6 protein-coding genes are annotated in these 13,377 nt (G+C 37.1%); all 6 read left to right on the top strand.

From position 1 onward, the window contains the following. The first annotated feature begins 7 nt into the window (after nucleotides 1-7). Complete coding sequence (locus tag J4051_RS05825; RefSeq protein WP_208232918.1) at nucleotides 8-2,638, top strand: glycoside hydrolase family 2 TIM barrel-domain containing protein; 2,631 nt, start codon at nucleotides 8-10, stop codon at nucleotides 2,636-2,638. A 3-nt stretch (nucleotides 2,639-2,641) separates the two neighbouring features. After that, nucleotides 2,642-3,529, top strand: coding sequence for an alpha/beta hydrolase (locus J4051_RS05820; RefSeq protein ID WP_208232917.1), 888 nt, complete (start codon nucleotides 2,642-2,644; stop codon nucleotides 3,527-3,529). Between the two features lie 26 nt (nucleotides 3,530-3,555). Further along, nucleotides 3,556-5,193 (top strand): sulfatase family protein, encoded by a 1,638-nt coding sequence (locus tag J4051_RS05815; protein ID WP_208233001.1) that lies wholly within the window; start codon nucleotides 3,556-3,558, stop codon nucleotides 5,191-5,193. Nucleotides 5,194-5,205: 12 nt separating this feature from the next. Continuing rightward, nucleotides 5,206-7,062, top strand: a complete 1,857-nt coding sequence (locus tag J4051_RS05810) for a family 43 glycosylhydrolase (RefSeq protein WP_236027263.1) — start codon at nucleotides 5,206-5,208, stop codon at nucleotides 7,060-7,062. 126 nt (nucleotides 7,063-7,188) lie between these two features. Further along, complete coding sequence (locus tag J4051_RS05805; protein WP_317192694.1) at nucleotides 7,189-9,993, top strand: helix-turn-helix and ligand-binding sensor domain-containing protein; 2,805 nt, start codon at nucleotides 7,189-7,191, stop codon at nucleotides 9,991-9,993. A 237-nt stretch (nucleotides 9,994-10,230) separates the two neighbouring features. After that, entirely contained in the window at nucleotides 10,231-13,377 is a 3,147-nt protein-coding gene (locus tag J4051_RS05800) for a SusC/RagA family TonB-linked outer membrane protein (RefSeq protein WP_208232916.1), read from the top strand.

Genomic DNA, 13,377 nt, shown 5'->3' with positions numbered 1-13,377 from the left:
TAGTAATATGAAGCCACATAAAACATATCATATAAGAAATTTGCTGATCCTGTTTTGTGTGGCTTTTTCTTATCAATTGACTGCCCAAAAAACCATAATTAATTCCGGGTGGCAATTCACCTTAGATACCACCAAAACCAATTGGCAAACGGTCAATATTCCGCACACCTGGAATAAAGATGATGCTTTTGATGACGAAAGTGGATATTTTAGAGGTTCGGGTTTTTATCAAAAACATGTCTATGTTCCCTCAGAAAAAGAAGATTTAGTACACTACCTCAAATTTAAAGGGGTCAATCAAGAAACCAATGTCTATGTGAATGGCAGTTTTGCTGGCAATCATAAAGGTGGTTATACGGCCTTTAATTTTAATATTACAGAGTTCATAAAATTTGGTTCTTATAATCTTATCGAAGTCAAGGTTGACAATTCCCTTAACTTAAATATCCCACCCTTGGACATCGATTTTACAATTTATGGCGGTATTTATAGAGATGTGGAATGGATTGCATTGCCAAAGCAACATCTCACTTTAAATGATTTTGCATCTGAAGGTTTTTATGTGGATTACCCTAATGTTTCCAAAGAAAAAGCCAGTGTTGAGGTATCTGTTCTATTGGATAATTTTGATGTGAAATCGGCTACAAATCAACTCGAAGTAAGTATTTCGGATGCCGATGGAAAAATCATCCGTATGGAAACCAAAAAAATAAAAATCAACGCCAACAGCTCGGAAAACCTTAATATTCTTTTTTCTGATATCCATAATCCAAAGTTATGGTCGCCAGAACATCCAAATCTTTATCATTTGCAGATTTTGTTAAAAGATAAGCATGGAACTATTTTAGATGAGAAGTCATCGAATATTGCGTTCCGTTGGGTAAGTGTTGATCCAAATAAAGGTTTGTTCCTTAACGGAGAATCTTACAAAATAATTGGAGTTAACCGTCATCAGGATTATAATGGCTACGGAAGTGCCGTACCGATGCAGCTTCAGGAAAAGGACATTCATCTGATAAAAAACATGGGTGCCAACGTGATACGTTTTGCACATTATCCACAAGCTCAGGAACTCTATAAATTATGCGATGAACTTGGACTTCTGGTATGGTCAGAAATCCCAGTTGTCAATAAAGTGACCAACACACCTGAATTTTTTGAAACCAGCATGACCATGCAGGAAGAACATCTCAAACAGTACTATAATTTTCCTTCAGTGGTAATGTTTGGTTATATGAACGAGATTTTTCTACGCTTGGTTTTCGATAGAAAATCTACTGACCTAGAAAAGGAAGATGCTAAAGTTTACAGTTATGAACTTGCGAAACAGTTGGAGGATTTCACAAGAAAAATGGCGCCCAACCGATTGACGGTGATGGCATTGCACTTCAATGAAGTCTATAACGACACTAAAATTGCCGATTTGTCCATGCTGATTGGATGGAATCTCTACTTTGGATGGTATAACGACACCATTCCTGATTTGGGCATATTTTTGGATGACCAACACAAACGTTTTCCAAACCGTTCCATCATGGTGTCAGAATATGGGCCTGGAGCAGATGTGAATATATCGAGCACCACCCCAAAAAAGTACGATTATACCCAAGAATACCAATTGATCCTCCATAAAAGCTATTATGATCAAGTTATGGCGCGCGACTTTGTTGTTGGTATGACTGCTTGGAATTTTGCCGACTTCGGTTCAGAATTTCGGGGCGAAACCATTCCGCATCTCAATCAAAAAGGATTGGTGCAATACAATCGGGAGCCAAAGGATGTTTATTTTTGGTACAAAGCTGTTTTGAACACTAAGGAGCCTCTTCTACACATTGCTTTAAATCCAGAACACCCTTTGAATTTAATTAATGAAGACAAACGGACCGTATCGATTTTTTCAAATGAAAAGAAGGCAGAAGTTTATTTGAATGGCGAATTGATTGATGCTGTTACTTTTAGTGACGGATTGGCTACAGCGGATATTCCTTTTATAAATGGTGAAAATGAATTGAAAGTGGTAGCTAATTCACAAGAAGAAATCAAAACACTTCAAGTATTCAAATCTGATAACTTGAAAACAGCGCATTTCAAAAGATTTGGAATCAACCTTGGATCACATTTCAGCTTTTATGATCAGGAGAACAACGTCACCTTCGTTCCAGACAGACAATATTCTGAAAATCTATACGGGCATTTCGACGGAACACCATACAACATTACCAAAGACAAGAATCAAGGTATTCCCAATAATATCAAAAACACAGAAAAAGAAGGAGTTTTTCAAACGATGCTTGAAGGCTGTACGGGATATAAAGTCGATGTTCCTGATGGACAATACCAAATCACTTTATTTTTTGTAGAACCACAAATAAAAAGTAACATTGAGATGGTTTTTAATTTAACCGCCGAAAAAGAATTAGCCAATAGTGACACAAAAAAACAACGTAAATTTGATGTGTTTTTAAACGATATTTTGGTTGAAAGTCGTTTTGATTTGGCAAATACATTTCCGGATAAATACGGCGTTACCTTAACAAGTATGGTTAACATTAGAAACAACGAAGGCTTAAGCATAAATCTCAAGCCCATTGAAGGAAAAACAGTCCTTAGTGGCGTTTTGATTGAAAAGAAAGATTAACAAATGAAAAAAATAACTTTAGTTCTATTCCTATGTAGTTTCAGTTTGAGTTTTTCCCAAGCAAATGTTACTACTTATACCTATGCGATTAAAGGATTGGACACCTTAAAAATGGATGTTTATACGCCCAAAAAAATGAAAAAAAATGATTCTGTTCCAGTATTGTTGTGGATGCATGGGGGCGGATTTGTTGGCGGTAGTAGGAGTTACCCTAGTGAAGTGAAATTAGCGGAATTGGCGGCAGAGAAAGGTTATTTAGGTATTTCAATTTCCTATCGATTGACCCGAAAAGGCCAAGTGACCGGTTTTGGTTGCGATTGTCCCAGAGCCGATAAGCTGGTCACCTTTAAGAATGCAGCGATCGACTTTCTGGACGCTGCAAAATTTATTTATGAGAATAAAGATGTATTGGGAGCTGACACCACAAAAATTATTGCAGGCGGGAGTAGTGCAGGTGCAGAAGGGATGCTCAATGCCGTGTATATGCGGGAATATTTTATCGATAATTTAAAAAACTATGAGAATATCAAATTTGCTGGTGTTTTTTCTTTGGCGGGAGCCATGGTCAATGCTGATTATTTGTCTAAAGATAATGCCCTGCCGTCGGTGTTTTTTCATGGCACTGCGGATAATTTAGTGCCTTTTGCGAGTGCTGCACATCATCTTTGTAAACCGGAAAAGAAAGGTTACATCATATTGGATGGCTCGTCAACCATAGTAGATAGATTGGTAGAATTGGAAATGCCCTATTATTTCTATAAAGTGATTGGAGGCAAACATGAACTGTCATCCATCCCTTTTGATCAATTGGATGAAGTCTTTGATTTTTTCAATAAGACTATTTTTAAAAGAGAAATCATACAAACCGTAAGAATAATTAAGAAAACGTGAAAAATTTAGCATGGTATCTGTTGATAATGGTCTCTTTACTATCGTGTAAGACCAAACCGGAAGTTGTAGTTGAAACGCAACCGGAACAAAGACCTAACATTATCTATATTATGGCAGATGATCATGCTACCCAAGCCATTAGTGCCTATGGTCATCCCATTAGCAAATTGGCGCCAACACCCAATATTGACCGCATCGCGGACGAAGGTGCTATTTTTATGAATAACTTCTGCACCAATTCCATCTGTGGCCCGAGCCGAGCTGTAATCCTCACCGGGAAACACAGTCACATAAATGGGTTTCGAATGAATGGCAATCGATTTGATGGCGACCAGCCCACCTTTCCCAAGATGTTGCAAGAAGTAGGATACAATACAGCACTGATCGGAAAATGGCATCTGCACGGCAATCCGCAAGGGTTTGACCATTGGAATATTTTAACGGATCAAGGCAATTATTACAATCCGGATTTTATCGCTTTAAATGAAACCACCCAAAGGGTGGATACCACAAGGATTGAGGGCTATGCCACGGATATTATTACTGAAGATGCGATAAAATATCTGGATCAAGTAAAAGATGGTAAACAACCCTTTCTCCTTATGGTACAACACAAAGCACCACATCGCAATTGGATGCCAGCACTGAGACATTTGAACAAATATGACGACGTCAAATTTCCGTTGCCTGATACGTATTTTACCGATCATGAAGGTTCTATCGCCTCTAAAGAACAATACCAAACCATTTATAGAGACATGTATGAAGGTCACGACTTGAAAATGACCGTGGCAAAAGGAAGTAATGAATTGGCGCACAATCCATGGAAAACAGATTTTGACAGAATGACCACAGCGCAACGTGCCGCTTGGGATCATGCTTATGGACCAAAAAATGATGCCATGCATGATGCCAATTATAATGACGAAGAACTGGCACTATGGAAAGCACAACGCTACTTGCAGGATTATTTAGCAACCATTGCATCGGTTGATGAAGGTGTTGGCGAAATTTTAGACTATTTAAAAGCCAACGGATTGGAGAAAAATACCATCATTATTTACACCACAGATCAAGGTTTTTATTTAGGTGAAAAAGGCTGGTTTGATAAGCGTTTTATGTATGAAGAATCATTGGCAATGCCTATGGTCATGAGATATCCGGCAGTCATCAAACCAGGCACCAAAGTTACCGCCTTGACCCAAAACCTCGATTTTGCCGAAACCTTTTTAGATTTTGCCCAAGCAGAGATTCCAGCCGATATGCAAGGAAAATCCTTGAGACCTTTAGTGACAAAAAAGGCCAATGATGACGATTTTAGAGATGCCATTTATTATCATTATTACGATTTTCCGGCATTCCACATGGTCAAAAAAATGTATGGGGTGCGTACCAAACGCTACAAATTAATTCATGTATATGATGATATCGATCAGTGGGAACTCTATGATTTGAAGACGGATCCTAAAGAGATGAACAATCTCATTGATGATGAATCTTATGATGATATCGAAAAGGAGTTACGCTTAAAACTTGGGACCTTACAAGAGAAATATTTGGTAACGGATAAAGAATTTGAAAAAGCAAGTCCGGAAGCTATCCGACGCAGTTATAAAAACTTTGAACGTTTGAGAGGGCAACCTATGGAAGCTTACAAACACTAAAATCTATAAATCATGAATATATTTAAAACATTCAGTATATGCTTTTCGATGGTCGCTCTAACGGCTTGTAAGGAAAGCCCAGATGATAAAACGACTAAGGAGCAAACTCAGACCGAGAATACAGTCGAAAACTCGAAAAATAATTTCACGACTTATTGTAATCCTATAGATATTGACTATTCCTATATGTCGCATTATCGTGCGAGAAATAATGTATCCTATCGTTCTGGAGCGGATCCTGCCGTTGTGAATTTCAAAGGACGTTTTTATATGTTCGTTACACGTTCCCATGGCTATTGGGCTTCTGACGATATGAGCAATTGGAAATTTATAAAACCCCAAAGTTGGTATTTCAATGGCTCCAATGCACCGGCCGCTGCAGTCAGGGATGGTAAGGTGATCGTATTGGGAGATCCATCTGGTAGAGGTGCAGTTATTGAAACTGACAATCCTGAACTGGGCGATTGGAAAACCAATTACGCAGTAATCAATATGCCACACGGTACCCAAGATCCTGATCTTTTTGTGGATGATGATGGAAAGGTATATCTGTATGAAGAATCCTCCAACAAATGGCCGATTAGAGGCATTGAGTTAGATCCTGAAAACTATTATATTCCATTGGGGGAACAAATTGATTTGTTCAATCTCAATCCAGAGAAACATGGATGGGAGCGTTTTGGACAGGATCATAGATCTGATTTAAAACCCTTTATTGAAGGACCGTGGATGGTAAAACATAACGGCACCTATTATCTCGAATACGGCGCACCTGGAACGCAATGGAACGTTTATGCCGATGGAGTCTATACCAGTAAAAATCCGCTTGGACCTTTTGAATATGCGCCCTATAATCCTATTTCATATAAACCGGGCGGTTTTTTGAAAGGCTCGGGTCACGGTAGCACGGTCAAAGACAACAATGGCAATTTTTGGCATTATTCAACCATGGCCATCTCCGTGAATTTTAAATTTGAAAGACGTTTGGGAATGTACCCGGCAGGATTTGAAGAGAATGGCCAAATGTATGTCAATACCGCTTATGGCGATTACCCGCACTACCTTCCTGATACAAAGGTGCAAAACCATAAAGAACGTTTTACAGGCTGGATGTTATTGTCCTATAAAAAACCCGTCAAGACTAATTCACCTTTGGTAGAAAAGGAAATCAATGTGGTCGATGAAAGTGAAGATGGTTATATGCAGGAACAAATTAAGGATTTCAATATCAACAGGATCAATGATGAAGAGATCCGAAGTTATTGGGTTTCAGAAAGCAACAATGATTCCATTTATATTGAGATGGATTTATTAAAACCGATGGATGTGAGCGCTCTCCAAATTAATTTTCAGGATTTTAACAGTGTGATTTTTGGAAGACCAGACGATATCAAACAGCAATTCGTCATCGAATCTTCTTTGGATGGACAAAATTGGGAAGTCGTTGTGGATTATTCAAAAAACACAAAGGATATCCCACATGCCTATATCGAACTTAAAAATTCGGTTGAGGCTCGTTATATCCGTTATAACCACGTGTTCTGCACCAATAAGTATTTGGCAATATCCGAGTTACGGATTTTCGGAAAAGGGAAAGAAGCCAAACCTCAAACACCTTCCAATTTTAAAGTGACCAGACAAAAGGATAGACGTAATGCCAATTTAACTTGGGATGCTGTTGAAGATGCCACGGGATATGTGATTTATTGGGGCATTGAAAAAGATAAACTTAATCTTAATGCTATGATGTACGACCATCCTGATTATGAATTGCGCGCCTTGACCACAGACCAATCGTATTATTTACAAGTAGAAACCTTCAATGAAAATGGGATTTCTGAGCGAAGTGAGATTATTTTTATAGAATAATAAGGAGTGCATTATATTATATATGAACGTCTGTCATTCCACTGTAGGACCTTAAACTTTTGCTTTATAGTCTGGAATTTGTAATTTCAACTTATATTGTAAAATACACCCTGGAAAACTTCAATTTTGAAAATTAAAACCTTGACTTTGTATATGCTACTCTTGTTTTCAACAATGTTGATAGCACAAGAGTTGCCTCCCATTACGACATATCAGGCACAGCAATATGGTGCTGAAAATCAAAATTGGAGTATTTCCCAATCGGATGAACACTATATTTATGTAGCAAATAACAAAGGACTCCTTGAATTCAACGGGGCTGAATGGCAATTGTATCCTACCCCAAACCAATCCATCATGCGGTCGGTAAACGTAATCGACGACCTGATCTTCACAGGGTGTTATATGAACTTCGGCTATTGGAAACGTAATGTATTTGGTAGCTTAGACTATACCTCAATTTCTGACGAGTTGGAAATACCGCTTATTGAAGATGAGCAGTTTTGGAATATTCTGTCCATGGATCACTATGTCCTTTTTCAGTCCTTAAATAGAATATATATTTATGATTTAGAAAATCGCAGTTATAAAATAATTGATACTCAAAGTACTATTACCAAAATTTTCAGAGTAGATGATACCGTCTATTATCAAGTTTTTGGAGAAGGGATTTATAAAATTGAAAGTGGTCAACCGGTCTTATTGATTGACAATGCAATCTTTTTAACAAATATCATGGTCAATATGTTTAATCATAATGGCGAATTGTTGATTGAAACGCAAGAGCAGGGATTTTACAAATGGAAAGATGGGCGTCTCTTTGATTGGGATATACCAGCCAAAAAAATGATTGACAGCTTGAGCGTGTACAATAGTATTATGCTTAAAAACGGTGACTTTATATTGGGAACAATTTCCAATGGGATGGTTTACTTAACTAACTCCGGGGAGATCTCTTATACGATTGATCAGGCAGATGGACTTTCGAACAATACGGTATTGGGACTGTTTGAGGACAACAACAACAATATTTGGCTGGCTCTGGACAATGGAATTAACATCATCAACATAAAATCGGCATTAAGCATCTACAATGATAAAAATGGCGATTTGGGTACGGTTTATACGTCTACACTCTTTGACGGAAATTTATACTTAGGTACCAATCAAGGACTTTTTTATAAAGCGATTGCTTCAAAAGATCGCTTTAAATTTATTGAAGGCACAAAAGGACAGGTATGGAGTTTAAAAGAAATAGGAGATACGCTCTTTTGTGGTCATAATTTAGGAACTTTTGTAATCAAAGGTGATCAGGCCCAATTGATAGCATCCATTCCAGGGACCTGGGATTTACAGCCCTTTCTCGATAATGAAAACCTTGTTATTCAGGGGAATTATAGTGGTCTACATTTTCTACATCGGCAAAACGGACAATGGTCATATAAGAATAAATTGGAAGGTTTCAATATTGCATCCAAGCATTTCGCCATCGTAGACTCTCTCACATTTTTAGTAAGCCATGAATACAAGGGGGTTTTTGAAATTATAACGAATGAGGATTGGACTAAAGTACAATCTGTGGTAAAAGATGCCTCTGTTGAGAAAGGCTTCGGTTCAAGTTTGGTGACCTATTTGGATAAGATCTTATATGCCTATGAAAAGGGAGTATTTGTCTACGATAAACAGAAGAAGCAATTTGAGAAAGATAGTTTGTTGAGTAGTATCTTTCCATTAGGAGAATATATCTCCGGCAAATTGATTCCAGATACACAACATGATAGGCTATGGAGTTTTTCTGATAAGAATATTTCCTATGTATCTCCCGGAAAATTTAGTGAGAAACCTATTATATCGAGAATTCCTCTCCCAAAATCTCTCAGGAAGGACATGACAGGTTATGAAACGATTTCTTTTCTGTCAGAGGGCAACTACCTTTTTGGTACGTCTTCAGGTTATATGATTATAGACATTAATAAAATAGACCTCAAATCCTACGATATTGCCATCAACTCCATATCTAATTATGCCATCAATGGCGAAGCATTTTCTGTAGACATTTCTAAATCCTCCAATTTTGGTAATAATGAAAACAACCTGCAATTTACCTATAGCGTTGCGGAATATTATAAGTATTTGCAAGTAGAATATCAGTATAAACTCATTGGGTATTATGACGAATGGAGTTCATGGTCTCCAGAGTCTTCGGTACTTTTTAAAAATCTGCCTTATGGTCAATATTCTTTTAAGGTGCGTTCAAAGGTGGGAAATAACCTATCTAATAATGAAGCGGTTTATCAATTTGAAATTGCCAAACCCTGGTATCTTTCAAACTTAATGGTTGTTCTCTATTTATTAACTGTCCTCACTTTGGGTGTTATGATCCATTATTTGTATAAACGCTATTATAGAAAGCAAAAAGAAAAGTTGATGTTGAAAAATAAACGCGACTTGGAATTAAAGGAACTTGAGATAGAACAACAATTGATGCAACTCAAAAACGAAAAACTACACCAGGATATAGAGAATAAAAGTAGGGAGCTGGCTATCTCTACAATGAGTCTTATTAAAAAGAATGAGTTCTTGAATCAAATCAAGGAAGAACTAAAAAACACCGACAATCAAAAAAGTGTTAAACCAGTCATCAAGATTATTGACAAGAATATAAATACTACAGACGATTGGAAGTTCTTCCAAGAAGCGTTCAACAATGCAGATAAAGATTTCTTTAAAAAGGTAAAGAACAAACACCCTAAATTAACCCCAGACGATCTTAAACTATGTGCCTATCTAAGACTTAACCTTTCTTCTAAGGAAATAGCGCCATTATTAAATATTTCTCATAGAAGCGTAGAGGTGAAAAGGTATAGATTACGTAAAAAGATGGATTTACCCCATGAAACGAGCTTAACAAATTACATCTTAGAACTGTAGGCCTACTACATCTCAATAATTCACCCATACATTACCACAACATGACCTGGTTTTTGCCACATCTATTACGTTTTCGTACTAAATTTTGAAAACTGCTAAATTAGCGGGTCTGTGGGGATTCTTTTGCATATATGATAAATAAAATGATGATTTTATGTCATGTATACTCATTGTTGTGGTGACTTTTATTTTATTAATAATCGAATTGTCTAAGTTTATACCATAAAGTTTTAAACTATGATAACAAAATTTCTCTCATTTTTAATTCTCCTATCTACAACCTTAGCATTTAGTCAAACTATTAATGTTAAAGGGACTGTAAAGGATTTAGAAAGCGGCCAACCTCTTATTGGAGTAAACGTCATTGTTAAGAATACCTCAAAAGGTGCTTCTACCGATTTTGATGGTAACTTCAGTATAGATGCTGTTGGCATCAATTCAATTTTGGTGTTCTCTTATGTAGGATATCAAAATCAGGAAGTAACGGTTGTGAATGATCAACCTATGACTATTATATTAAGGGAGGACGCTCAAGCTCTCGATGAAATTGTAGTCATTGGCTACGGGACGCAAAAAGTTACCGATGTCTCTGGTGCGATTTCAACAGTGAAGTCCGAAACTATTGAGCAACTGAAACCGTTAAGGGTTGAAGAAGCTCTTCAGGGTAATGCCTCAGGTGTTGCGGTGATACAAGGTGGAGCTCCAGGAAGTAAACCAACGGTATTGGTAAGGGGTATTCCTTCGTTTTCGGGTACTGACCCAGTGGTCATTATTGATGGGGTACCTCAGAGCTTAGATGACTTGAACTCCATAAATTCGGCAGACATTCAATCGATAAACATTTTGAAAGATGCCGCTACAACAGCCATTTATGGTGTTAAAGGTGGTAATGGGGTAATTGTCGTGACCACCAAGAGCGGTAGAAACAATGAAAAAACAGAGTTTTCATTTAATGCCTACACAGGTTTCCAATCTGTGGATAGAAAAATAGGCCTTTTAAATGCTTCAGAATATGCTACTATCATAAATGAGGGTAGTGTCGTGTCTGGCGGGAATTTAATATTCCCGGATATTTCTACTTTAGGAAGAGGTACAGATTGGCAAGATGAAATTTTTAAAGATGCCCAAATAACTTCATATAATCTTTCTGCTCGAGGCGGTTCAGAAAAGGTGGGCTATTTTTTATCTACTGGTTATTTAAGCCAAGGAGGTATTGTAGGAGGTATTGATAAATCTAATTTTAATCGACTGAATGTCACGGCGAACATTGATTTTCAATTAACTTCTAAATTGAAGTTTATAGTCAATACAAGTTATGCAAACATTAAAAGTCAAACTATTGCAGAGAATTCCTTTAACTCTATTCTTGGCAACGCTATAAATTTTGATCCTACAGTATCACCGTACAATACAGATCCAAATGATTTTGCAACGCACGGATATAGTAACTTGTTGTTGTCTGAAATATTTAATCCGGTTCAGAGATTAGAGGATACTTATAACAGAAATAATGGAGATAAGTTATATGGTAAATTTGAATTGCAATATGATATTTTGGACAATCTTAAAATAACCTCACGTTTAGGTTATACCAAATGGGATCACACAAGCAAAAGTTTTTCACCATTAGCCTATTATGGACCAAACAACGTGTCCAGTGATTATAATCCAGATGGCACTGTTAAGACACAAGAGGTTCCTAATGACGATGGAACAACAACCATAGTTCCGTCGTTCCATAACAGTGTCACTGAAAGGAAAAATGCTAATTTCAATTATACGCTTGAAACCTTTGCGAATTATGAATTTACTCTTAAAGACAGCCATAATTTCGACTTTGTTTTAGGGATTTCGAGAAGTAAATCTACAGGAAATGAAATGGGTGCTACCAGACAGGATGTCAGGGATAATTCTTGGGCTTGGGCAGATATAGAAGCAGCTACAGGAGTCAACACTAAATTAAACACCAATGCTTATACAGGATATAGTCGTCATTATTTAGAACGAAGAAACCTATCTTACTTTAGTAGAATCAATTACGATTACGAAAGTAAGTACTTAGCATCATTTTCTGCACGACGCGATGGATCGATAGCTTTTGGTAAAGGCAATAAATTTGCAAACTTTTATGCAGGGTCTTTAGGTTGGGTAATAACCAACGAGGATTTCTTTAATTATGATGCCATTAATTTCTTGAAATTAAGAGGGAGTTATGGTACCGTTGGTAACGAAAACGTAGACCCGCAATATGTAAGTATCACTATTGGTGGTCCAAGCTACAATTCCACAGCGAATAGTAATGGATACACCTTCGGAACTGAATTTGTTTCTGGAGCGACCGTAAACTCGTTTGATAACCCATTTCTACGTTGGGAAGAACAGACCCAGTACAATATCGGTTTTGATGCTACTTTGTTCAACAATGTGTCTTTAACTGTCGATTATTTTAATAAATCGGTTGAAGGCTTATTGTTTACAGAGGCACCCCCACTGTATGCGGGTACTTCAGAGCCTGTGAAATCTAATATAGGAAGCACAGAAAGTAAAGGTATAGACTTAACTATAGGGTATAGAAATAGTGGACATAAAGACTTTAAATTCAATACGTCAGTTAACTTTACAACCTCAAGAAATCTGGTGACTGATACCAATAATGATGGTACGGCATTTGAACCAGGAGGCTCATATTTCAATGGCCAAAGCCAATTTGCTACACGTTTTGAAAAGGGCTTTACACCGGGTTATTTTTACGGGTATAAAACGAATGGTTTATTTCAAAACCAAGCTGAAATTGATGCCCATGCCACACAAGCAGGAGCGCAATTAGGAGATATTCGGTTTGTGGATACTAACAATGACGGAATTATCAACGATGAAGATAAAACGAAAATTGGAGATCCGTTTCCAAAATTTAATATCGGTTGGAATTTAGGTTTTGACTATAAGAATTTCGATTTAAACATGTTCACTTACGCATCAGTAGGTAATGATATTTTCCGAGCCTACGAACGTAATGCACAGTTTACTAACAAGGATAGAAGCATTTTAAATAGATGGACCGGAGAAGGGACAACTAATGATGCGAAAAATCCTCGCTACACTTTTGCAGATACCAACAGTAATATTAGACCATCTGACAGATATGTAGAAGATGGGAGTTTTATCAAAATTAAAAGTTTGATTTTAGGTTATACCATACCAGAAAGTTTAAATGCAGGATTTAGTCAAGTACGAATCTATGCCCAAGCTAAAAATCTATTGACGCTTACTAAATATCAAGGTTTCGATCCGGAAATATCTGGAGGGATTTTGGATACAGGTATTGATAGAGGTGCGTATCCACAAGCAAGAACATTTTTAATTGGTTTAGATCTTAAATTTTAA

The organism is Gelidibacter pelagius (assembly GCF_017581925.1).
In the GTDB taxonomy this organism is placed as follows: domain Bacteria; phylum Bacteroidota; class Bacteroidia; order Flavobacteriales; family Flavobacteriaceae; genus Gelidibacter; species Gelidibacter pelagius.
Note: the sequence above shows the minus strand (reverse complement) of the source record. Positions and strands in the feature narration are given on the sequence as shown.